The organism is Paenibacillus favisporus (assembly GCF_040545415.1).
Classification (GTDB): domain Bacteria; phylum Bacillota; class Bacilli; order Paenibacillales; family Paenibacillaceae; genus Paenibacillus_AQ; species Paenibacillus_AQ favisporus.
Genome location: NZ_JBEPLV010000001.1, coordinates 1,344,453 through 1,367,922, shown reverse-complemented (window position 1 = coordinate 1,367,922; position 23,470 = coordinate 1,344,453). Strand labels below are relative to the sequence as shown.

Sequence of the window (23,470 nt, the reverse complement as noted above, 5' to 3'; positions counted from 1 at the left end):
CCCTCCTTCATCAACTCGGCGGTTTCATTTCCCGCGGTTACAAGCCTAGGGTATTCGTCTGTCACATTTCGTCATACTCTCTCTATATTTACCGGGTGTAATCCCTTCGACTTTCTTAAACACTCTAATGAAAACGCTGTCACTTGTATAGCCGACCATCTTGGCGATCTGTGCGTTGGTCAGCCCAGGATCCGACATCAGTTTCTTTGCGTGATCGATCCGTACGACGGTCAGGTAGTCGTTTAAGTTCTGCCCGCTTACCCTTTTAAAAAATTGTGAGATATATTGCGGTGTGATTTGCAAATGCTCAGACAATAAATTCAGGCTCATGTTGGGATCGGCGTAATTCGCTTGAATACAAGCCTGTATTTGCATAAGGAGCTGTTCACTGTGGTCACTCCGTTCCAATTTGAATGATTCGGCAGCCGATAAATACAGGTCCTTCGCTTTTTCAAACATTTCATCGGTTGTTTTACAGGAGAGCAGGAAACGTACAGGATGGATGTCGCCCTCTGTAAGCCTACGGTACGCCGGAGTATCCGAAGTCATGATACGCAGCAGGGTACTGGCGAGACTGAATAATAGGCATCTCCCCAGCTCAGGAGTGATAGATTCGTCGCTAAAATTCATATCGAACAGCTGTTTAAGCAGAAGGACAACCTGCTCTTTGTCACCGCTTCGAACACAATTGATTAACTGCAGCTCGGTTTCGACGGGGTAATAATATTGCAGCTTTTGCTGGCGGATATCTTGATAATAAAAGATCGACAGCTGCCCATTTACCATCCTGTACTCCAAGGCGGCAGCCGCCTCCAAATAGGCTTCTCCAATCTGATGCTGCCCCTCATGAACTCCGCTTATGGCTATACTGATCTCCAGCTTGAATCGGGTCTCCAAAATGCGGTGCAATTCAGAAACGATGTCCTTAACCCGGCAAGCCGGGTGCCCCAACTGATCCGGCAACAGATTGACGAGCAGGGCCAGCCGGTTTTTCTCCAGGTCTATGGTATGTATCGTATGCAAGTCGTAGATCGAATCTTCAGCCAAATTGGAGATAATAAATCGGACCAATGCCCATTGTTTTTCACTTTGGTTCGGTGCGAACCGGGTCAAGTCGTCCACTTGAACGAGAATGACGGCAAAATGAGAAAACGGAAACTGGATACCCATAAATTCCAGCGATTGTTTCATTTGCTCTGGAGGCTCATAATAGCCTTGAAGCACTCGATGCAAATAATTGGAACGAAGCAAGGGCAGCTGCTGGGTAAGCTTGTTCTTAATACTTCTCTCCTCGTCCCAGGAAACCTTCATCATTTCCATGATGTAGTCAAATTCATCACCAGCCGCTTTCCGGGGATGGAACTTTCCGCCCGGTATTGCCTCTACAATTCTTTTGATTGGAAAATAATTTCTATATGTGATTCCATACGCTGCTGCGCTCCCTACAAGGATGCATAACAAGAGAAGCCACAGCGCAAGATGCTCCATTTGTTTTAATTTATGCAGATACAAATTCAATGGCATCACATCAATATAGTACCATCCGACTTGTTCCGAGGTGGTGAATGATACCATCACATCTTGACCGTTCAGGTTGGTATTGAGTAGACCGGTGTTCGACTTCAGTTCGTTCAATATGGATTTTGATAAAGGGCTGGCACCGGGTGTACTGCTGATGAGTTCATGATTTTGGTCCACGATATAAACGGAGCTCCCGTTGGCGGACTCGATTTTTCGTGTCATTTCGTGAATTTTGGCTTCATCGATCAGAACGACAAGACTTCCTTTAATTGTGGAGGTATCTTCGACAGGCAGCGATTGCATAAAGGTAATGACTTTCATAGGGTCATTCTTCAGGCTGCTGTTTCGCTGCAAGGTTGCTGCCGGCAGGTAAGTTTGACTATGGTAGCTGATCATCTGTTTACGCCATTCTTCATAGGTAAGATGATCAAAGCTATAATATTTATCGTAAAAGCTGTGCGAATCGGTCACGAGGTTCGGTTTGATCACAGAGTCACTTCGGTCCAAAAAAATATAGAAATCGTACACAAAATTGTTGGTCATGTGGGAGTACATTTTTAAATAGTCTCTTGAAAACTGTACCAGATGATATCGTTCGGATAAGTTTTTGCTCTGCGTATCCAATAAATAACGCAGCTTAGGATTGAGTATCATTTGATTGGATAAATGTTCAATATCTTTAAGATTGCTGTCTATATTGAGACGCATTTGCTCCAACATGCCAAGATTGGAACGTTCCGCATTGGCTTTCATGATATGTTCAAACTGGGTATAGAAAACAAACCAGATGATGATGGGTAGCAGGAGCAGCAGACAATTGGATACGAGCATCCTGATGAATAGGCTTCTTCTTTTGCTACCGGCATTCTTTTTTCGGATGAATGAAAACATTGCGATCCTCCTAGTATAGAAAAGCTTGCTCACTCCCTATAATTCGGGAAGAGCAAGCTTACTCCCTTCGTTGGATGACCGATTCGTGTGACGATCATTCTTTTAACGCACCGATCAGGACACCGTGCACAAAATACTTTTGCAGAAACGGATACAGACATAATATCGGAAGTGTGGAAATGATAATTGTCGCATACTTGATCGTGATTCCGATGTCTAACCGATCTGAGGCCGCTGCATCGGTCGTCATGCTGTCCGTACTGTTCGAGATCAGAATTTCACGGAGAACCAGCTGCAGGGGAAATAACTCCCGGTCACGCAAATAAATCAATGCGCTAAAGTACGAATTCCAATGTCCGACGGCATACCACAAAATCATGACGGCTATAACGGGCATCGAGAGAGGAACAATGATCCGGCTCATGATGGTCCAGTCATTCGCTCCGTCGATCCGTGCGGATTCCTCCAGACTCACAGGTACCGCTTGAAATGCGGTTCGCATAATGATCAAGTTAAATGAACTGACAGCCCCAGGCAAGAGAAGTGCCCAAGGCGTATCCAGCATGCCGAGACTGTTCACCAGCAGAAACGATGGAATGAGCCCCCCATTGAATACCATCGTGATCACGATCATGAACATGATGGAATTGCTGAAATAGACGTTGCGGCGAGAAAGGGCATAGGCTCCAAGTGTTGTCATGAATAAGTTGATGGCTGTACCGCCAGCAACATAAAAAATCGTGTTTCGGTAACCGGTCAGGATCATCGGATTATCCATTACGGCTTTATATGCCTCCAAGTTAAATCCTTTAGGGTAAAACAGCATGCCGCGAAATCGGGCCATTTCTGTAGGATCGCTCAAAGAGGCGAACAATACGTAAAGGAACGGGTAAAGCGTGACGAAGCAAAGCAGAATCATGAAGCACGTGTTGACACCGGAAAATATCCATTCACCCAGGCTGCGTTTGTGAAGCATACCGTTTCTCCTTTTACCATAATTTATGTTCACTCACTCGTTTGCTAATGGAATTGGCGAGTACGATCAGAATGAAGCTGATGACCGAATTGAACAGCCCCACGGCAGCGGTATAACCGAAATCGGCTCCAAGAATACCTTTTCTGTATACATAGGTGGAGATGACATCGGCCGTCTCATAGGTTATCGGATTGTACATGAGGATAATTTTCTCGCTCCCGACAGAAAGCATGGATCCAATATTGAGGATGAACATGATCACAATGGTTGGCATAATTCCGGTTAAGGTAATATGCAAGGTCTGTTTCCATCGCCCTGCTCCGTCGATCCGGGCCGCATCATAAAGTGTCGGGTCGATATTGGCAATGGATGCGAGATAGATGATAGAGCCCCACCCGATTCCCTGCCAGATGCCCGACGAAATGTACATGAACCGAAACCATTCCGGCTCCTGCATGAAAGCAATCGGTTGAAGTCCAATCATGAGGAGAAGGTTATTCACCAGACCGTCTCGGGCAAAGAAATCGATCATCATCCCTACCACAACGACGATGGAGATAAAGTGCGGGAGGTAACTTATCGTCTGTACGATCCGTTTAAAAAAGCCCTTCCGAATTTCATTAAGCAATAACGCAAGGATAATCGAAGCGGGAAATGCGAACAGCAATTCATAAATATTGATCAACAAGGTGTTCCGAATCAGTCTCCAAAAATAGTAATTTCCAAAAAAGCTTTTAAAATGGTCAAAACCAACCCACGGACTTCCCCAAATGCCGTCTGCAAGCCCGTAATCCTTAAAAGCAATTTGCAGACCATACATCGGTCCGTAATGAAAAACGATATAGTAGGCAATGACAGGCAGCAGTATAAGATAAATGTAGCGATTTCGGATTATGTCCCTTTTAATGATGCTCCATTTCGTGTCTGCCCGGTTCCCCGCTGCCGTCGTCACCATATTTCCCTGTACATTAGGCATGGCTTACTCCTTCTTTGAACACGGGAGAACGGCAAGCCGTAAGCTTTCCGCCTCCAGTTTAGTAGGCTTTTTAGCGGTTGTTGTAGCGTTCCAATCCGGATTGCTGCATTTTGATCGCATCGTCGAGCCCCATGCTTTTCAGGGTAGCGACATACTCATCGAACTTATTTAGCGATTCTGCGCCCATAATAAATTTAACGATCATTTCATTTTTGTAGGTGTCAACATCGTTCATGATCGAGGCATATCGGCTGTTGTCTTCCCTGGCGATAGTAATCGGAGGCATTCTCTTTTCATTCGAAGGTTCTGCCCAGACGGTTAAAGCCTCTTGCTGCTCCGGTCTGGCCGCATATTGCTCCATGTAGCGTACATCCTGCAAGAACGGACCGGCATCAGCGGACAAGACATGCTGTTTAAGGGATTGCGCAAGCGGCAATCCATCCGGATTGTTCATGACCGAGTCCGTATACTTCGGATAACCGTTCTCCATCGTATAGGAGACGCCTTCTTTACCGAAGTTCATGATCATTCGTCCTTCTTCACTATAGAAGTAATCGAGGAATTTTACAGTTTCTTTTACGTGTTTGTTGCTTCCGGTAATAGCCGTGAATATGCCTACAATTTGATTGTCCATTTGACCGAATATCGGTTTATCGCCGGACTTCAATGTCGGATAAGGTGTGGCAGCAAGCTTGAATTGGGGTTCCTTGGACTCCATTAAGTCCATAAATCTGCCCAAGCCACCGCCTACTGCCATCACAGCCGCACCGACCTGATTGCCGGTCATTTTGGCATCGTACATTTTGCTGTCATTGGCCGCAAAGTCTTTGTCCAGCAAGCCCTCATTGTACCAACGGTTCATGGTGGTAAGGTATTCCTTATATTCGGGTTGAACGGGGCCATATTTAACCGTATTTCCTTCGTGATAGAAGCCGTTCGGGATTCCAAAAACACCAGTAAAAGCAAGCTCGCCTGCTCCGATCATGATCGGAATTTCATCGGCCTTTCCGTTGCCGTTGGGATCTTGCTCCTTAAACGCTTTCAAAACGGTGTACCATTCGTCGATCGTTTTAGGAATAGGCAAACCCAACTTGTCCAGCCAATCTTTACGTATAACCGGACCGTCGTGGGTTTGCAGTTTTCTAACAGGGCGGATGAACGGGAAGCCGATAATATCACCATTATCTGTCGACGCCTGCCTTCTCCATTCCGGGTTCTCGTCCAGCAGCTTTTTGAAGTTAGGCGCATCATCCAAATAGTCGTTTAGTGGAATGATTTTACCATCCTGAATCGCTTTTTGAGCGCCTCCCGGATAATTATTCCACGAATACTCCACGACATCCGGCAGCGATTTCGAAGCCATCATCAAGTTGAATTGTTCACCACCTTGGCCTTGGGCCGGGTGTTGATAATCGATGGTGACACCGGTGTTCTTTTCGATTTCTTTAATAGCGGTAATCTCTCCATAGCTTTTCATAATGGCTGCTGCGTCCTTATGCATCTCTTTCCAATACGATAAGTGGCTCAAAGGTTCGGTTGTCTCTGCGGATTTCGTACTCCCCTTTGCGTTCTCCTCACTGCTGCAGCCGGCTATCGCTATAGCGGCTAACCCCAAACATAAAACGGGTGCAAGCTTATTGATTATTTTCCTGCTCATCTGCATCAATCGTAGCTCCTCCTCAATTTTAGATGTGCTTTTGCCATATTCAGCATAAAGGATGGTGGTTTCTCCCGAAATCGTACAAAATCAGAAAAGGTTTGCCGTTATTAAGATCGACTACTTGCGAAAATAAAACTGAATCGACCATATTAATGAATATAGACGAAAACGCGTTGGTTTCCTTGTCTTTTTTCCTGCTGTGTAACCTGTTGTTGTCGTCGGTTTTGACAGGAACATCTATCGTTAGAATATAAAAAGCCGCAGGTTTGCGGCTTTTTGCTGTGTATCTTGAAGGTTGGATAATTACCTTACGTTGGCAGGCAGGTCCATCTCAACTTCAATTGTGGTTCTTTTGTACAAAATAAAGAGCACATTGTTCAAGATCGTTCTACAGGAATGCCTTACACTAATGCTAAAGAGGTTCTATTCCAAATCGATGGAGGATGTTCAATGAACCATGCATGGACCTATGTCCGCCTTGCCGCCGTATCCGTGTTTTGGGGAGCCAGCTTTAATGCCGGTGAGCTGGCCATTCAAGCGATGCCCCCTTTGACGGTCACCGCTTGGAGATTCCTCATAGCCGCAGCACTCATGCTGTTGCTTCTATTTGTGAAGGAAAAACCATCGTGGAGCACCCTTCGTTCCTCGATCTCGGTCTATATTTTATTAGGGGTAGTCGGTGTTTTTGTAACGAATGCTCTGCAGTTCACAGCCTTGAAGTATACACCGCCACTTCATCCTGCCTTGATTATGGCTACAAACCCAATCGTAACGGCTTTTTTGGCGGTGCCTTTGCTGAAAGAAAACATCCGTAAGGGCCAAATCATCGGGATGTTGTGCTCGATCGCCGGTGTTCTTATGGTCATTACCAACGGGGCTTTTTGGCAACTCACTAACATATCACTTGGAGATTTTATAGCACTGGGAGCGAATATCACTTGGGCGCTCTATGGTGTACTGGGACGAAAGCTTCTGACCAACAGCACGCCGCTCGCCACCTCAGCCATAACCATGGCAATTGCTACCATTTGCTTTCTGCCTTTTCTGAATTTCCCCTCACCGGGTATATCGCAAACGACACTCACAACAGCATGGATTTGCATTTTCTTTATGGGGACATTTGGCGCTGTTTTGACTTTTCTTTGGTGGAATCAAGGCATACAGAAAGTAGGTGCAAACCATACCTCCGTATTCTTCAACCTGGTTCCTGTCGTAACACTGATGATTTCGGTACTGATGGGGCAACCGGTAGGTTGGGTTCAAGTTGTCGGTACCTTCCTGGTCATATTGGGTGTCGTCACTGCAGTACGGACAAAACGAACGGGGCCGAGTGGAAATCATGGGCAAAAGCCATCCATCACCGCTTCGGTCAAATCGGATCTTTGAGACTTTTATGCAAAGTGATGAGCAGAACTTACAAGAATATAAAAGCGATGCCCTGTAAAATAAACGTATGTACAAACGAGGAGGAAATACGATGAACAACAATCAAGAGCTCTTGATCTGGATGAACAAAATGGCTGTAATCGAAACGGTATCCAAATTTGCTTATTATGCCGACAGCCGGGAGTGGGAATCACTTCAGCAGCTATTTACGGAAGAAGTGACAGTCGATTATACGTCCTTGGCAGGTGGCGAACCTATTACCATACCGGCCAGCATGCTGATGGACAACTGGAATCAGTCATTAACGCCTTTAAAAGCGACACAGCATTTGATCTCCAACCAACTCGTGGATTTTGAAAATGAAGATCGGGCCGTATGCCGTGCCTACTTCCAGGCGCAGCATGATTTTCCAAACTCCTTCGGAGGGAGTCAGTGGACTTTGGGCGGAAAGTATTTGTTCCGCTTTGTGAAAGAACACGGTCAGTGGAAGATTACCGAATTGGTCATGACCGCGGTATGGGCCAGCGGAAATCAAAATATTATGAACTTGGCCGGCCAACAAACAAAATAAAATAAGTTGGCGCAATAAGTCACCTACGTTGTAATTTGTCTGCTTCGCTTCAACCCGGTCAAAATTTTGACCACCCGAATATAGGCCTCAAAATTTTGCGCATCCAATAAGCGATGATCGTCCCCGGATTCCATGAACCGGGGTTCTGCAAGTACTCCATATATTGATCGTTGATAATATAGGTCCAAGTGGAAGTCGGGCTCTTCAGCCCGAACTTTTCCCACTTCGCCGGATCATTCGAACCTCCGAGCTTTACGAGCATATTTGCCGACGCTCTATCTATTTTGTCCTGAATTTGCTCATAGGCTTGGATGATTTGCTCATGAAATTCGTCGATCGGATTGCGGTTAGCAAGGCCCGTCAAATGGATGCTTTCGCGAATGTAAGAAACATATGCCAGATGATCAGCCCAGAACTTGTCGATATAATAAAGCCGCACCCGCTGTTCCGAAGGACTCAGCTTCGTCTCGCCTTTCAAAATGCCGAGCCGCTCCTCGTATAAAATACGCCGCTGTTCCTCTACCATATCCGAATAACGGTTCAGTTCCTGACGGATATGGAAATTTTGGCCCATTATCACCCGCTGAATATGCTCAATTTTGCTGTAGAGCACAGACTCTCCGAGAACTTCATCCTGCCTGAGATCGCGATACATAGGCTGAATCACTTTATCGATGCCGAACTGAAGGAACAACTCGTCCTCCAAGCTTACGAAAAACACGGAAGATCCAGGGTCGCCTTGGCGACCAGAACGCCCGCGCAGTTGGTTGTCGATCCGCACGCTTTCGTGCACATGCGTACCAATCACGTATAATCCGCCCAGCTTGGCGATAACTTCTGCCTGTGAGGGATTACCGCCGCCGAGCCGAATGTCGACGCCTCGGCCCGCCATATTTGTGGACACCGTCACAGCGCCGATTTCTCCTGCTTTGGCGATGATCTCGGCTTCTTCCGCGTCGTTTTTCGCATTCAGAACATGACAAGGTACGCCCGCTGCAGCTAGCGCTTCCGCTAGCATGTCAGACTCCCCAACGCTTGACGTACCGATTAGAATCGGACGTCCCGTTCTATGGACGGACGAAATTTCTTGTACAAGCGCCTTAAGTTTGGCTTCTTTATGGGTATAAATTCGATGCGGATGATCGATCCGTATGTTAGGCCGGTTCGGCGGAATTTGCACAACCTCCAGCGCATACATTTCTTCGAATTCCATTGCAGAAGCTTGCGCGGTAGCCGTCATCCCGCAAATTTTCGGATATAGACTAAGGAAGTGTTGAAAAGTGATCGTACCAAGAATTATCCCACCGGCTAATGTCAGCAGCCCTTCTTTGGCCGCAAGCGCAGTTTGCAGCCCGTCCGGTAAATGCCTATTCTCTGCCACGCGGCCGGTATATTCGTCGACCAGCTCGATTTTGCCGTCTCGGACGATATAATCGACGTCTTTTTTTAATAACGATTCCGCATGCAGTGCGCAATTTAACGACGATAACAAATGACTGTTATCGCTATCATACAAATTGCCGCATCCTAGCAACTCTTCCGCTTTTGCAGAGCCCGCTTCATTCAAATAAACATTTCGCTGAAACTCGTCGAATACGTAATGCTCATCTCGCTGGAGCTGCCTTGCCACTTCTGCGAAACGAACGCCGTCGTTCCTTGAAAAGTCCGGCTCGCCGGCGATGACTAGCGGCACCCGTGCTTCGTCAAGAAGCAGTGAGTCCGCTTCGTCGACGATGACGTAGTGGAAAGGACGATGCACGGTGTCGGCTTCATCTAGTGCAATCGTGTCGCGCAAATAATCGAATCCCGCCTCTTTCGCCGTAACATAGGTTATATCCATGGCGTACGCTTCCCGTTTCTCTGGCAGGCTCATACCCGCTTGAACCGAGTCTACCGTTAACCCGAGGAAACTATAGATTGGGCCCATCCACTTCGCATCCCGATTTGCCAAATAATCGTTAAAAGTCAGCACATGAACGCTTTTCCCAGTCAGTGCATTTAGATAAGCAGGCATCACCGCAGAGAGCGTCTTCCCTTCGCCAGTATGCTGCTCGATTAAAAATCTCTCGTGCATTGCGATGGCAGCCATGATTTGGACATCGTAAGGCTGTAATCCAAGCGTTCTCTTCGCTGCCTCGCAAACTAACGCATAGGCATCGACAAGCAGCTCGTCCAAAGGCATACCCGATTGTGCTTTCTTTTTCAGCCGGAGGGATTCCGCTTGCAGATGCCGATGGTCCCAAGCTTCAAGATTCCGTTTTCTGATGAGCTGCGTTTTGTCCCGATAACCTTTCAGCTTTTGTCGGGCATTGCGGTCTTTGAATTCTCGGAGCAACTTGACGGCTAAATTCATCGGAATTTAATCCTCCTTCCTATTCGTCCTTTAAACGCCATTGATACAAAACAACAGACACCATCGTTAATACAACCGTCCATGCCAAAATAATGAGCAGGGGTTCTAATAATTCTATCGCCTTAAAACCTTTATGGGGAATACCTAGCAAATGCACAAGTTGACTGCTTGGTGCGTAATCCAGCACGTTGAGGATCGGATAATCATCCACTAGAAACGCCCCCCATGGTGCCATGGTGAATACGAACGCCACAGGAAGTATGGATAATGACGCATCAAGCAGCGTCTTGGAGAATAAACCACAGATCGTACCGGCTGCTATGTATAGAATAATCGAAAGAATGATAGCTGCCACGAACGCCCATATACTAGCTGGCTCATAACCAATTAAATACGTTGCAGCTGCCAGAGCCACAGCAGACATGACAAAGACCAAAAAACTTTTACCGATTAAAACATCTAAGGACGTGGCCGGTGTGAACATTAATGAACGTAACGTATTACGCTCCTTTTCTTCCGCAATTAAGCATGCTTGTACCAAACACGTTAGTATTACAAATGAGGGATTAAGAACAAGACTGAAAGCGAAAGCTCCATTCAAAGAAGGGCCTGCGCTTCGAAAAAGAAGTGCCAATATCAATGGAAACATCAAACTTATAGAGAGCCCATAATTGCGTGAAAACTCTTTGTAATCCTTCACAAATATCGCCCCGGCGCGTTTTAAGGAGATACTCATCGTAACTCACTTCCTGTCATTTTAATGAAAATATCACCCAAACTTGGCTCTTTTGTTTCTAATCGATCAATGAACCTTCACCACATCCTTCGCGTTGATGGCTTAAATATATAAAGATTGCATGCCTTTAGCCATCAAGACCGGCCGAAATGTAGCTATGAACGCCTGAATGGTACCATAGAATGCTTGATCTGTTCGATATTGACTCGGAAATGGCATACGCTTACGAAATTATGTTTGCCTAGCAAACATTTTAAATGTTAAGTAGCGCTTTTAATTCATGCAGTTTTGAACGGGATAACGGAACCACGGCATCTTTACCCGTATTTAATCGCAAGCTGTAGCTATTCTTCGTCCATGTAATAATCTCTCTAACTTTTTGCAGATTAACGATGTAGGATCGATGACACCTAAAAAATCCGAAATTTAACAATCTCTGCTCGAGCTCGGTTAGCGTCAAAGCACAGACATAATTTTCTCCACCTACATGAACAAGAATCATACCATCCATACTTTCTATGTAATCGACTTCAGGCGGATCAAATAAAATCACTTTGTCATTTCTTTTTGTGGATATCTTCTGCAAGGTGATATTGACCTCATCTTGTTTCTGCACTTTTTGCTTATCCTCTTCGGATTCCCGAATATCCAATGGATGAAAACCGAATTCGTTCAATCGATAAATGGCATCACAGGAAATTATGGCATCCTCTAAATTCGAAGTTAACATTAAAATCTGCTTTTCTTTCGCAAGATCATCTAAAATCCGTTTAAATTGACGACGATCCTCTTCTTCCAAGTAAAAATAGGGTTCCTCCAGTACAAGTGTAGGCTGATGCGCAAAAAAGACACGCAGCAATGTCACATACATCCTTTTCGATGAGCTCAGATCCTTTATCTTTACCTTCCGTTCTTCTTTTAAAGCAAAATAATCCATTAACGGGACGACACGCTCATTCCTCTCCGTTACTTTAATTAGAAAAGTGATCAGCTCTTCCACCGTTAAACGAATATACTCGTTTTGCCCAGCTCGAAATAAATAATATCGGGAACGATCCACTAATTGATTCATTAAAAGCTGCTTTCGCTTCAAGTCCGTTATAATGCCGATCGATTGGTTCGATGTCATTTTCAATTCGATCTTCGGTAGAAGTAGTTTCCCATCATCATAGATTGGTTGAAATTGCATACCGTCCTCCCGGTCAGTACAGCTTTGGATATATATAACAATTATAATGATCGGATACTTTTTTGTCAGTTTTTACTGATAATCTCGTGGTTGGCCAGCATTTGAACGGTTTCTGGATATAGAAATCATTGAGTCGGATTTCGGAACATATTCATGTCCAAATACGGTAATCGGTTCAAGCCCCTCTCTTTAGCCCGGAACAAGAACTTGTACTGATAAAAAAAAGCCGCCATCTCGGCGACTTTACATGGGACCATGCTGTTGTCCTCATCAGTTGTTCCATGTTCGAAGACTTTTTGCCTCACAACTAAACTCTTTGAGAAGTTTCAAGTGCCTCAGCATGCCTGCTGCTCTGATAATCACTTAGTAAACGCTGCATTTTTTCCATCGTGCCATCTTGATGAGGAACATGAATGGAGACGGTCAAATTCGGATCATTTGAATACTGAAACGAAACAAGATCAAAATTCAACTTCCCGAGATTCGGACAGTGCAGCGTCTTTGGAGCATCTATGGCATCGAGTACTTCATGATCGTCCCAAAACTCTCGAAACTCCCTGCTAACTTGGGACAAAGCGTCGAACTGTTCGGACCACCAGGGGTCGTCACCGTGACGCGCATAACCGGCATGAAAATTAGCGACAATCCGTCGCGCATGCAGTTCCCATTGTTCTCCCTTAGCGTAACGGAAGCGGGGTGACGTAAACGTCATCCATACGAAATTCCGCTCCCGATCTGACATAGCGGCCAGCTCCCCATTCAAGGCGCAATAAGCTTCATTCCAGGCAATGATGTTCATACGTGCATCCATGACATTTGCCGCGGACAGGTTTTGGCTATCTAGAAAGCGTTGAAGTTCCGGTGTAACCTTAGATGTTTTCTTTGTTTCAACCAAGGGATATTGCTTACGGGCCAGATGATACAGATGTCTGCGTTCCGATTCATCTAACCGGAGCACTTCGGCTATCCGATCAAGGACTTCTACGGATACGTTAATATGACGCCCCTGTTCCAAGTAGGTATACCAATCCAATCCCACACCTGCCAACAGAGCCACCTCGCCTCGCCGAAGTCCGGGTGTCCGTCTGCGTCCGGAATCCGGCAATCCTGCTTGCTTAGGTGTTATCCTTTCACGACGTGATCGTAAAAATCGAGATAATTCCTGATAACGGTCCAATCTCTTCGATATCATCCCCATGCCCCCTACTATATTCATGAACGTAGGATTCCCAATCCTACGATAACCAGATCTCTTCCTAGCCTCTTCAGGTTTCATTAAACTCAGTTTATGTCCTCCATAGGAGGAAAAGCAAGAATGGATAAGACAGTGATCGCCCCAACCTGTTCTTTTCCATTCGAACCCATCTGATTGAGGTGATGACAATGAAAGTAGCCGCCATTGTCGGCAGCATCCGCAAGGAATCTTTTAATTTAAAACTAGCTTACTATATTCAACATCGTTATAAGCATCTTTTCCAATTAGATGTGTTGAATATCCGGGATCTTCCCTTTTACGATCAGGATACGGAGTCTGCTCCGCCGCAGACGGTTATCGATTTCAAGGGCAAAGTCGCTGAAGCCGACGCGGTGTTATGGGTCACTCCTGAGTATAATTCAACCATTCCTGGTGTTATGGTAAATGCGATTGACTGGTTATCCCGCGTTGACCAAGTGATGGTCGGTAAGCCCTCTTGGATTGTAGGCTCTTCCATGGGTCTGCTGGGATCGGTGAAAGCTCAGGGCCATCTGCGTGATATATTGTTTGCTTCCGGCATTTCATCGCCACTGTTACCGGGAAATGAAGTATACATCGGCCTTGTGCATGAGAAAATTAATGAGAAGGGTGAGTTGACAGATGAACCTACGATTAAGCACCTGGATCTCGTATCCGGGAATTTCGTGAAATGGGCAAAGGAACAATCCCGATTAAAGCAGCTGCAAAGCCAAGTATAAACGAGAAACTGGAGGAAAAAGATGTTTGAGCATATTGTACTATTGAAATTCAAGCCCGATGTTTCGACTGCAAAAAAAGAAGAAGCCGTCATGCAAGTCTATGACTTTAAAGGAAACATTCCGGGTATCACAGAAATTACCGCTGGAATGAACGTTACGGAGGAGAAGGAGCATATGCAGGGGTATACGCTGGGAATCCGAGTCTCTTTTGAAAATCAACAGGCTTGCCAGGACTATATTCAGCATCCCCTGCATCAAGAGTTTTTGCAGGCGATTGGCCCATATGTTGAAGGGATCATCGTTATGGACTACCCTTGGAAAGGTCAGGATTAGAAGTATACACATATTTTGTTAATAAAAAAAGCCGCAGTGATGCGGCTTTTAAAATGGCTTAACGACCATGAGCACCAATACGGCAATCATCAGCAGCATGGCTGCCATCTCGACGAGCAGGATCTTTTTTAACTGTATTCCGAATTCGGCGGGTATGTCACTACCTTGGTCTTGACGCTCAGATATGGTTTTTCTGATCTTTTTCATACGCGGCTCGATCCATCCGTCGATCAGTCCAACCATGAGAAGCGCTAAGAGAATAGATGCATTCAGCCACATTTGGGATAACCCCATCTTGGTTATGATCATAAGCCCAACCCCGGTCAGAATAAGTCCGGTTCCGCCAATTTTAGTAATGATGGCCAGTTTGGCCGTTATCCCTAAAACAAAATGCAGCTGGCCGACCGTTCTGGCGCATCTCCGAATGATGGGCGTTACGAAAGCGGGGCCGATAAAAGCGATCGAAGACAATATATGCAAAACGAGCAGTAATCCAAATAAACCCATCATCCCCTCCTCCTCAGCTCACTGTAATATTGCTTTGATAGGCTAGACCGACCCTTTTTCTTTTAAACGATCCTTCGAGTTCAAGATGATTCAACATACACATTACGACATCGTCATAAGCTACATTCAGCTCTTGAAATCTGCTGAACAAGTGACCGGCTATCTCTGCTTCGGAAAAGTCCTTGATCGTCTCCTGCATCGGAACGGGCAAGATTTCCGTTGTGACATGCAGATGAGCAGAATCTGAATGCTCCCTCGAATCTGTCATGGTTCCCGGACACATCATGGTCCAATCGAGGTCCGTCCGCTGCAGCCTTTCGAAATTCCGGTTGTGGTTTTTATACTCAGGCGGAAAGCCGGGTAAATTGTTGCCGATCAAATCCGTATATTGAATATCCAGCAGGCCGGCTCCTCCCATAACCCATACCCGCCCGGAGAAACTAGGCTCCAATTCACACTGGCTTATAATGTTATCGACGATACGGACAAACCCTTCTCCCTGCCCCGCATGGCCGGCTGCAATAATAGCGGCGTCTTGATTCATAAGTGCCTCACGAACGCTCACCGGGTCCATCATATCGTCCACGATCACTTTTACATGCTTTTCGGAATGCTCACTCAGCTGATCGTAAAGCTTCTCAGCATTTCGCACAAATGCGGTCATTTCATGCCCCATTTGTATCCCTTGTGCCAACACTCTTTTCCCTGTATTCCCCGTCGCTCCAAAAACAATGATTTTCATCGTTATGTCCTCCTCTTCATGGGTCCCTATATTTGGTTAGCTCAAGCTTAGCATCGCTTCAAAAGGATGTTAAGAACCCACTTTAAAGTAGGGGACTTACTTAAAAGTAAGTATGACGGGAAGGGATACATTGCTTTTTTCAGGAGTGTGACTGCAGGGAAGCAAAAAGCTGCCCGGAAATCCCGTGGCAGCTTTTAGTTGGAGTTGTTTGAATTCGTGTACAAGTTCATTAAATCCGCTTTATGACGCCGGCTCTTCATACTTCCGCTTATTATGATTCTCTCCCCAAGCACACATGACTTCCGCAACAGGAATCAAGGTTTGGCCGTATTCACTAAGGGAATATTCTACTCTTGGAGGGACAGTCGGGTAAACCGTTCGATCGACTACGCCTTCTCGTTCCAAATCCCGGAGATGTTGTGCAAGCATTTTTTGCGAAACATCAGGGATAAGCTTTTCCAGATCGCTGAATCGCTTTGTAGAATCAATCAAAAGCCATAAAATCATCGGCTTCCATTTGCCACTTAGAACATGAATGATGGTCTCAATCGGACATTCACGCTGATGAATCATTGATGAATCATCCCCTTACCTGTAAGTAAGTACATTAACTGCAATGAACATAACAAAATTTTACATTAGCCCTACAATCAAGTCAATCCATAACCATCTGAACCGTATTGGCAAACCCCCATCCCGAATACTTCACGGTGTCCAAGCATGCCTGTATGAAGCGGAATACCTTATGATATCCACTTAAAGTTAGGAGCTGATATCATGAGCCGTTTTCCGGATGTGGTCATTATCGTCAGAAGCAAAAAAAATTTTGCCAACATCGGCAAAGTACGCATTTTAGGTAGCGCGTCCCCTTGCCTCAGTACTTTAAGAGTAGGGGCACCCGTAAAAGATGCTGTACTCTGTCTGCTTAAAAACGGTTTTCTAATTACAGAACAGAAAAATATTGGTGTTTTTTTCCGTATTCGCTAAGTGAGATCCGGCAGTGTTGCCTGGGCGCAAGCAAAAATCCCCCTTTTGTCACCAATAAATAAGCAGCAGCCAAGGACGAGAAAACAATAGTCCAGACTGCTGCTGTTTGATTAAAAGCCCGCGTCAGTGCCATCTGTGTAATCTATGATTGCACGGTAGACCGCATCCAGAAGTCGTGAATAAAAATGTATGCAATGTTCCGATCAATGGAAGGTTTGCTGAATTCGAGACGGCAGGAAGGATGGAGAAGACCACGTTACGCCCGCTTTTTGTACGCTCTCATCGCAAAGACATAAGCTACGAGCATAATGCCGACGCACCATGCCAGAGCAATCCAGATATCATTGCCTACCGGTTGATTTGACAATAAAGCACGGATGGTTTCTACAATAGAGGTTACCGGCTGGTTTTCGGCAAAGGCCCGAACGACCTTCGGCATCGAATCGGTCGGCACAAAGGCCGAGCTGATAAATGGCAGGAAGATCAGCGGATAGGAAAATGCGCTGGCCCCTTCGACCGATTTTCCGGACAATCCGGCAATCGCTGCGACCCATGTCAAAGCCAGTGTAAACAGCACGAGTATACCGGTTACGGCGAGCCATGGCAGTACCCCTGCCGAGGAACGAAAGCCCATAAGGAGCGCTACAAGGATGATGACGACAAGAGAAATCATGTTGGATACCAGTGAGGTCAGCACATGCCCCCATAACACGGCGGAACGCGCAATCGGCATGGAGTGGAACCGCTCAATGATGCCCCGCTGCTTATCCATAAACAGGCGGTAAGCCGTATAGGATATCCCGCTCGCAATCGCAATCAGCAGGATGCCGGGCAGCAGGTAGTTCACATAGTTATCCGTTCCGGTGTGGATTGCGCCGCCAAACACATAGACAAACAGCAGCATCATCGCAATCGGTGTGATACAGACCGTAATGATGGTGTCCATGCTGCGGAATATATGACGCATGGAACGTCCAAGCATAACGCCCATATCGCTAAAAAAGTGATTTTTGACTGTCTCCATTTACATAGCCTCCTTCTTTCCGACGATTGCGAGGAATATCTCTTCTAATGTCGGCTGTTTTTCTACATACTCCACCTTTGCGGATGGGAACAGCTTTTTCAGCTCAGAGAGCGTGCCACTCGCAATAATCCTGCCTTCATGCAGAATGGCTATACGGTCGGCGAGCTGCTCGGCTTCCTCCAAATATTGCGTGGTCAGGAAGATCGTCGTGCCGCCGCCGGCAAGTTCCTTGACGGTCTTCCAAACCTCGATGCGGGCCTCGGGGTCAAGCCCGGTAGTCGGCTCGTCGAGGAAAATGATCTGCGGATTGCCCACAAGGCTCAAGGCGATGTCGAGCCTGCGGCGCATCCCTCCCGAATAAGTCGCTGCCTTGCGGTCAGCGGCGTCCGTCAAGCCGAAGCGTTGCAGCATACGATCCGCGACCTGGCGCGGATTTTTGAGGTGCCGCAGCTTGGCGATCATAATCAGATTTTCCCGTCCTGTCAATATTTCGTCCACGGCGGCAAATTGCCCGGTCAGGCTGATTGATTGTCGTACCCGGTCGGGCTTTGATGCGACGTCGCAGCCGTTTACGGTGGCGGTTCCTCCGTCCGGTTTGAGGAGCGTGGTGAGGATTCTGACCATCGTCGTCTTGCCCGCCCCGTTGGAGCCAAGCAGGGCGAAAATCTCACCTCGCCCCACTTCAAGATCGACGCCTTTTAGAACTTCTGTGTCCTTAAAAGATTTTCTCAAACCTTTCACTTCAATTAGTTTTTCCATCCGGGTCCCCCTCTTTTACTTTGTTTTATCCGTTGCCTTTTTTATGGCCTTGTTACTTTCTTGGGCAACCGTTTCCTGATAGATGTCAGCGTAAGTTTTTGAATCTTTGATGAGATCGTCGCAGAAAGCCGCTACGTCTCTTCCCGTCACTTCGAGCACGCCTTTCCCCAATGCTGCGCCCTCTTCAAAAAGATCGACAATTCCCGAGAGTATACCGGTCCCTTCGGTTAGCTCCACAGGGCCTACTTTAAAGAGATATTTTTGAATCTCCTTATACACAATCTGATAATCCCGCGGGAGCGCTTTGACTCGCGCCACGTGCGCCCTCCACTCTTTTTTGCCTTCGATGATATCTCGTATACTCATGTGATCCTCCTCCTATTTGCCTAATTTTTTGGCGATATTATGGTTGAGCTGCTCGCGCCACTTGTCACGAAAAGACTTTGCCCCTTCTTCGCCGGCCAGCGCTGAACAGAAGCCTTGAATATCGTCACCCAAAACCTCTTGAACACTCTGGCCGTCCGCCGCAGTTTCTTCAAGCAGGCCTAGCACACCATCAAGAATCGGCATGAGGTTGCGGCCGGTGAAGTCGGAATGCACCCAAAGGTTGGCATTAATTTTTTTCCACGCCGCTTGATAATCAGCAGGCAGCTTTTGGGCTCGCGATTCAAAGGCTTTCATTTCTTTGGTCATGTCGCTGCCGGTGATTTTTTCCCAAAAATTCATTGTTCCTTCTCCTTTAACTCGTTTATTTTGGATGATACAAACTCCCATTTCTCCCAGAACTTCCGCAGCTCTTCACGCCCTGCGTCGTTGATCGCGAAAAACTTTCGCGGCGGTCCCATGTCGGAAGGTTTCTTGGTGATCTCCACCAACTTGTTTTTTTCTAGCCGGATCAGAATGGTGTATACCGTTCCTTCCACAACATCTGTGAAGCCGAGGGCGTTCAGCTGCCGCGTAATTTCGTAGCCGTAGGTTTCTTGGCGGCTTATGATTTCAAGGACGCAGCCCTCAAGCACGCCTTTAAGCATTTCCGTTAAATTTTCCAACACAATCGCTCCTTGCTATTCTGTGTGACTGGTATGAAGTATTACTTACTACCGCTATAAAGTAACACGTAGTAGCTGGTTTTGTCAACGGCGTTTCTCGTTGCATTGTAAAAAATAGGCTTACATTTGATTTTCCATCACAAGCTGTGAAGCCTCTAATTGTCGGGTATTCTGGATGCTGAAACAACGGCCTGTAATCCAGGCATTGTTAAAAACAAAAAAAAGCCGCAGTTATGCGGCTATTCTCTTTGTATGTTCTTGTCGTCTTACATTTTTTGAATCCAGACTACAAAAAAACTACTTTGCAGCACTGTCCCTGGCGTCCCTGATTCTGACATTGGTACTGTACAATGCCGAATCGCTGGACACCTTAAACGACGGATATGCTCGGTCCGCTTCCAGCTTCAACACGTTGTCGAATAAGCTTTCCTGCTGCCTGTCGACCAGAAAAGTAAATTTTTCTACTGTAACCTTAATATCGGTGTCAAGCGGCTGCTCAAGAATCTCGATGGCCAGCACCCCGTTACATCCGCAGTCCTCGGTATCATAAAAAAGCTTAAAAAAACCGGGACGTCCTGCTAAGCTTTGCGCTAATTTTTCATCCGTGTAGGAATCAATTAATATATTCACATTTGACCTCCTGCTCGCACTGCTGTTCATGTTCTCGTTGTCTTACAATGTATCATGAGATGATGTGAATTTCTATGGCCGTCTGTTGTCAGAATAGACTTTGTGAGCATTTCTTTCTGATTGCGCGAATCCGTCACATGATGTATATTGTTTTTACATTGACATTACTGCAGGTCTAAAAAAGGAGGAGCCATGTCACCTCGTACCAAAGAACAGAATGACGCGATCCGCGAGATGCGGATGAACCAAATTATGCAGGCAGCGGCGGAAGTATACTTGGAGAAAGGTATCCAATTGGAAATACGCGATGTTGCGGTGAAGGCTGAACTCGGCTACGGAACCGTGTATCATTACTACAAAAATAAGCACATGCTTTTGGAAGATTTATTATGGGATGCCCTGTATCGAACGGAGTCGGCAGTACAGCCCGTTTTGACCGGAGACGGCAACAGTTTGCATAAAGCGGATACGTTCTCCAGGCTGCTCCTGAAGGAGTGCATTCAAGATCCCTCCATATTTATATTGCTTAAGACGGTTGCGGATAACTTTCATCACTTCCCTGGTAACCGGTTTATCAAGCTGTCAGACCATTTTCAGGATCGGATCTATATGCCGTTTGTGGAAATGATTCGTGATGGAACCAGTTCTAAATCACCGGAGAAGACAGCTAATCTGATATTTGGCTCGCTGGTTGGCTGTGCAGCATTGAACATCCACCACAATATGCGCAGCGAGACGGATGTCGAAGGCATCGTTGACGTGATTTTTTCAGGCATACAGGCAAAGGAGAGATAATCGGAATGATCACCCTGAAATCGAAAGCGGAAATTGAACAAATGAGGAAAGCCGGCCGAATTGTCGCTGCTTTTCATCAAGCCATCGCAGGAATGATCCGGCCGGGAGTCACAACGCTCGACATTGAGTTGTTCGCTGTGCGGTTCCTGAAGGAGAATAACGCCAGGGCTTATACGGTTGGCTACAACGGCTATCCGTATGCGACTTGTGCGTCTGTCAACGACGTCATTGCGCACGGTTTTCCGAGCCCTAAGCCGCTCAAGGAAGGCGACATCGTCACCATCGATATCGTCGCGGAAGCGGATGGCTGGATCGGCGATTCAGCTTGGAGCTATGCAGTTGGCGAGGTGTCGGAAGAAGCCCGTAATTTAATGCGGGTAACGAAGGAATGCTTATACCTTGGTATCGAAAAGGCCGTCGTCGGAAACCGGATCGGCGATGTGATGCACGCGGTTCAAAGCCATGCGGAGAAAAGCGGATACTCGGTGGTGCGGGATCTGCTCGGTCACGGCGTGGGACGGGAGATGCACGAGGAACCTAATTATCCCCATGTCGGGAAGCCAGGCAAAGGGTTCCGCTTGAAGGAAGGAATGGTTATGACGATTGAGCCGATGATCAATGCCGGAAAAGCATTCATGACGGTTGATGCCGACGGATGGACTGCCAGAACCGCCGATGGATCACTTTCTGCGCAGTACGAGCATACGATCGCCATAACTGCGGATGGACCGATCATATTGACCGAGCAAAAGAATTAGATTCTCTATTCCGGAATAAAGACTGCCGCTTCGATGAAATAGACCAAACCCTGCCAGCCATAGCCGGCAGGGTTTTCGTCTTTCTTAATGATCGCCCTTCCCCTTTTCATCGTAATTGTAAAACGCACCATCTCAGCAAGATGATCTCAAAGTTTTTTATAAATAGGGCCTTAACAATGTCTCAGTGGCATTCCATAACAGACTTTGCGTATTGGAATCCCCGCCGGGATGTACGGGAGTGATCGCTTTCCCGGAACCGACATTAAAATACCCGCCTGTAACGCCCCGATACCTTGAATCCGTGACCAATTGAACGATGATCCCCGCACCTCTCCGCGGATCCCCAATTTTTAAAAATCGCAATGCCTTCTCGAGAACCGATGAAAACGCTAGCTCACGTCCCAGACCCGTTACGTTGAAACCGGGATTAAGCGCATTCACCGTGATGCTTGTTCCGTCCAACCGCCGCGACATTTCACCCGTAAACATGATATTAAACAATTTCGTCTTTCCATAGATTTTGGAGGAACCCCATCGCGAAAACTCCGCTGTGTCAGTAAGGTCTTGGGGCAGCTTAAGTTCCCCGTGATGTCGGGAGGCTTCGGAAGCTACATTAATAATTCTTGCTTGCCCAGCATTCTTCAGCGAAGGAAGCAGCAGATGCGTCAGCAGCCAAGGCGCTAAATAGTTGACCGCTACCATCTCCGGGTATCCATCCTTGGTAATACGTTGTTCGAAACCATGCAAGCCCGCATTGTTTACCAATACATCAATTTTAGGATAAGCAGAGCGTATTTCATTCCCTACCTGTCTGACTTGGTCCATGAGTGAAAAATCACCGAAAAAAAAGTCCACCTTTGCGTTGGGGGCATGCTGGCTTAGTATCTCTCTCGTTACTTCAGCCGCTCTTTTGCTCCTTGCCGTTAATATTAGATGGGCGCCTTGCTTAGCCAGGCTAATGGCTGCCAATTGTCCTAAGCCTCTCGTCGCCCCTGTTATCGCAATAATTGGATCTGATATGATTTATTCCTCCCCGATTCCTTACTTGGATGCATTGAACTTGATGAGTGTTTATTTCTTTCATATAATTGATATATCTCAACTATATTTATTTGTTTGATATATGTCAACTATTTTGGATTCGATAGGAGTTTATTATGGACAACAACAATAACGAAACCGGGAGAGCGCAGCTGGAAATCCATCTTGGTGAGCAGCTGAATGCCCTGTTAAGCGCATCCCATGCCCTTCATGTAAAAACAGCGGCTGTCTTTGATCCGAATTTGCAGCCCGCTGCGTTCCTACTGGTTCGATGGCTTCTAGCATACGGTCCGTCCAGCGCTACCTCATTGGCTGAATCCTTGGCTATGGACCGAAGCTCCGTAAGCAGACTCGTCGCCCAGCTCAAAAAAGCAGGTTATGTTCATAGCGAACCCGACCCCCATGATCGCCGCGGCGTCGTGCTGTCTGTAACTGATTTGGGAAGGGACAAAGCCGTTCTGGCCATGAATGAAAAAGGAGCTGAATTTTATCACCGCATTTCGGATTGGGACGACTCCAGCCTCGAGGCTTTTATTCAGATGCTTAAGCGCTTTAATGGTTTGTAAAATAGAACGTTCAACAAAAAATCACCGGCACGAATGCCGGTGATTTTCAACCTCAGATGGTACCCTA

General features: G+C 46.5%; 26 protein-coding genes. 8 read left to right on the top strand and 18 right to left on the bottom strand.

Features of this window, described 5'->3' with window-relative positions; all coding sequences use genetic code 11:
- Positions 1-45 precede the first annotated feature (45 nt).
- From ABID47_RS06445 to ABID47_RS06430, 4 genes are all read right to left on the bottom strand, one after another.
- Entirely contained in the window at positions 46-2,412 is a 2,367-nt protein-coding gene (locus ABID47_RS06445) for an AraC family transcriptional regulator (protein WP_354495339.1), read from the bottom strand.
- 94 nt (positions 2,413-2,506) lie between these two features.
- Positions 2,507-3,388, bottom strand: a complete 882-nt coding sequence (locus ABID47_RS06440) for a carbohydrate ABC transporter permease (protein ID WP_076164814.1) — start codon at positions 3,386-3,388, stop codon at positions 2,507-2,509.
- A 13-nt stretch (positions 3,389-3,401) separates the two neighbouring features.
- Positions 3,402-4,364: an ABC transporter permease gene (locus ABID47_RS06435; protein WP_251676246.1), complete on the bottom strand. Its 963-nt coding sequence runs from the start codon at positions 4,362-4,364 to the stop codon at positions 3,402-3,404.
- A gap of 70 nt (positions 4,365-4,434) precedes the next feature.
- Positions 4,435-6,027 carry an extracellular solute-binding protein gene (locus ABID47_RS06430; RefSeq protein WP_251677601.1) on the bottom strand — a complete coding sequence of 531 codons (1,593 nt, stop codon included), beginning with the start codon at positions 6,025-6,027 and terminating at the stop codon, positions 4,435-4,437.
- 447 nt (positions 6,028-6,474) lie between these two features.
- Between ABID47_RS06430 and ABID47_RS06425 the strand changes: the two genes are divergently transcribed.
- Positions 6,475-7,410, top strand: coding sequence for a DMT family transporter (locus ABID47_RS06425; protein WP_354495338.1), 936 nt, complete (start codon positions 6,475-6,477; stop codon positions 7,408-7,410).
- 91 nt (positions 7,411-7,501) lie between these two features.
- Entirely contained in the window at positions 7,502-7,981 is a 480-nt protein-coding gene (locus ABID47_RS06420) for a nuclear transport factor 2 family protein (protein ID WP_354495337.1), read from the top strand.
- A gap of 58 nt (positions 7,982-8,039) precedes the next feature.
- Here the strand turns inward: ABID47_RS06420 and ABID47_RS06415 are convergent, their stop codons facing one another.
- From ABID47_RS06415 to ABID47_RS06400, 4 genes are all read right to left on the bottom strand, one after another.
- A complete protein-coding gene (locus ABID47_RS06415; RefSeq protein WP_354495336.1) occupies positions 8,040-10,334 on the bottom strand; it encodes a preprotein translocase subunit SecA in 2,295 nt (764 codons plus the stop codon).
- Positions 10,335-10,353: 19 nt separating this feature from the next.
- On the bottom strand, positions 10,354-11,070 hold the full coding sequence (locus ABID47_RS06410; protein ID WP_354495335.1) for an ABC transporter permease: 717 nt from the start codon (positions 11,068-11,070) through the stop codon (positions 10,354-10,356).
- A gap of 253 nt (positions 11,071-11,323) precedes the next feature.
- A complete protein-coding gene (locus ABID47_RS06405) occupies positions 11,324-12,259 on the bottom strand; it encodes a LytTR family transcriptional regulator DNA-binding domain-containing protein (RefSeq protein WP_354495334.1) in 936 nt (311 codons plus the stop codon).
- Positions 12,260-12,566: 307 nt separating this feature from the next.
- Positions 12,567-13,451, bottom strand: coding sequence for a helix-turn-helix transcriptional regulator (locus ABID47_RS06400; RefSeq protein WP_354495333.1), 885 nt, complete (start codon positions 13,449-13,451; stop codon positions 12,567-12,569).
- A 191-nt stretch (positions 13,452-13,642) separates the two neighbouring features.
- On the opposite strand from ABID47_RS06400, the gene ABID47_RS06395 reads away from it, so the two are divergent.
- Positions 13,643-14,212 (top strand): NADPH-dependent FMN reductase, encoded by a 570-nt coding sequence (locus ABID47_RS06395; protein WP_354495332.1) that lies wholly within the window; start codon positions 13,643-13,645, stop codon positions 14,210-14,212.
- A gap of 21 nt (positions 14,213-14,233) precedes the next feature.
- The gene (locus ABID47_RS06390) at positions 14,234-14,545 is read left to right on the top strand and encodes a Dabb family protein (protein WP_354495331.1); all 312 of its coding nucleotides are present in this window, start codon (positions 14,234-14,236) and stop codon (positions 14,543-14,545) included.
- A gap of 48 nt (positions 14,546-14,593) precedes the next feature.
- Here the strand turns inward: ABID47_RS06390 and ABID47_RS06385 are convergent, their stop codons facing one another.
- The 3 genes from ABID47_RS06385 to ABID47_RS06375 form a co-directional block, all read right to left on the bottom strand.
- On the bottom strand, positions 14,594-15,052 hold the full coding sequence (locus ABID47_RS06385) for a DUF2269 family protein (protein WP_354495746.1): 459 nt from the start codon (positions 15,050-15,052) through the stop codon (positions 14,594-14,596).
- A gap of 13 nt (positions 15,053-15,065) precedes the next feature.
- On the bottom strand, positions 15,066-15,794 hold the full coding sequence (locus tag ABID47_RS06380) for an NAD(P)-dependent oxidoreductase (RefSeq protein WP_354495330.1): 729 nt from the start codon (positions 15,792-15,794) through the stop codon (positions 15,066-15,068).
- A gap of 240 nt (positions 15,795-16,034) precedes the next feature.
- Complete coding sequence (locus ABID47_RS06375) at positions 16,035-16,367, bottom strand: winged helix-turn-helix transcriptional regulator (protein ID WP_089547588.1); 333 nt, start codon at positions 16,365-16,367, stop codon at positions 16,035-16,037.
- Between the two features lie 204 nt (positions 16,368-16,571).
- Between ABID47_RS06375 and ABID47_RS06370 the strand changes: the two genes are divergently transcribed.
- Entirely contained in the window at positions 16,572-16,781 is a 210-nt protein-coding gene (locus ABID47_RS06370) for a hypothetical protein (protein ID WP_354495329.1), read from the top strand.
- A gap of 256 nt (positions 16,782-17,037) precedes the next feature.
- Here the strand turns inward: ABID47_RS06370 and ABID47_RS06365 are convergent, their stop codons facing one another.
- The 6 genes from ABID47_RS06365 to ABID47_RS06340 form a co-directional block, all read right to left on the bottom strand.
- A complete protein-coding gene (locus tag ABID47_RS06365; protein WP_145159372.1) occupies positions 17,038-17,805 on the bottom strand; it encodes an ABC transporter permease in 768 nt (255 codons plus the stop codon).
- Positions 17,806-18,564 (bottom strand): ABC transporter ATP-binding protein, encoded by a 759-nt coding sequence (locus ABID47_RS06360; protein ID WP_354495328.1) that lies wholly within the window; start codon positions 18,562-18,564, stop codon positions 17,806-17,808.
- A gap of 15 nt (positions 18,565-18,579) precedes the next feature.
- A complete protein-coding gene (locus tag ABID47_RS06355; protein WP_354495327.1) occupies positions 18,580-18,930 on the bottom strand; it encodes a DUF1048 domain-containing protein in 351 nt (116 codons plus the stop codon).
- A 12-nt stretch (positions 18,931-18,942) separates the two neighbouring features.
- On the bottom strand, positions 18,943-19,290 hold the full coding sequence (locus tag ABID47_RS06350; RefSeq protein WP_076164786.1) for a DUF1048 domain-containing protein: 348 nt from the start codon (positions 19,288-19,290) through the stop codon (positions 18,943-18,945).
- Positions 19,287-19,595, bottom strand: a complete 309-nt coding sequence (locus tag ABID47_RS06345) for a PadR family transcriptional regulator (RefSeq protein ID WP_285855252.1) — start codon at positions 19,593-19,595, stop codon at positions 19,287-19,289. The genes ABID47_RS06350 and ABID47_RS06345 overlap by 4 nt, the downstream gene beginning before the upstream one ends.
- Positions 19,596-19,910: 315 nt before the next feature.
- Entirely contained in the window at positions 19,911-20,243 is a 333-nt protein-coding gene (locus ABID47_RS06340; protein WP_354495326.1) for an iron-sulfur cluster biosynthesis family protein, read from the bottom strand.
- Positions 20,244-20,435: 192 nt separating this feature from the next.
- On the opposite strand from ABID47_RS06340, the gene ABID47_RS06335 reads away from it, so the two are divergent.
- A complete protein-coding gene (locus tag ABID47_RS06335) occupies positions 20,436-21,038 on the top strand; it encodes a TetR/AcrR family transcriptional regulator (RefSeq protein ID WP_354495325.1) in 603 nt (200 codons plus the stop codon).
- A gap of 5 nt (positions 21,039-21,043) precedes the next feature.
- The gene (gene map, locus ABID47_RS06330; RefSeq protein ID WP_251676265.1) at positions 21,044-21,796 is read left to right on the top strand and encodes a type I methionyl aminopeptidase; all 753 of its coding nucleotides are present in this window, start codon (positions 21,044-21,046) and stop codon (positions 21,794-21,796) included.
- A gap of 156 nt (positions 21,797-21,952) precedes the next feature.
- Here map and ABID47_RS06325 read toward each other — a convergent pair whose 3' ends face one another.
- The gene (locus ABID47_RS06325) at positions 21,953-22,819 is read right to left on the bottom strand and encodes an SDR family NAD(P)-dependent oxidoreductase (RefSeq protein WP_354495744.1); all 867 of its coding nucleotides are present in this window, start codon (positions 22,817-22,819) and stop codon (positions 21,953-21,955) included.
- A gap of 134 nt (positions 22,820-22,953) precedes the next feature.
- Here ABID47_RS06325 and ABID47_RS06320 point away from each other — a divergent pair, with 134 nt between their 5' ends.
- Positions 22,954-23,403, top strand: coding sequence for a MarR family winged helix-turn-helix transcriptional regulator (locus ABID47_RS06320; RefSeq protein WP_354495324.1), 450 nt, complete (start codon positions 22,954-22,956; stop codon positions 23,401-23,403).
- The last annotated feature ends 67 nt before the right edge of the window (positions 23,404-23,470 follow it).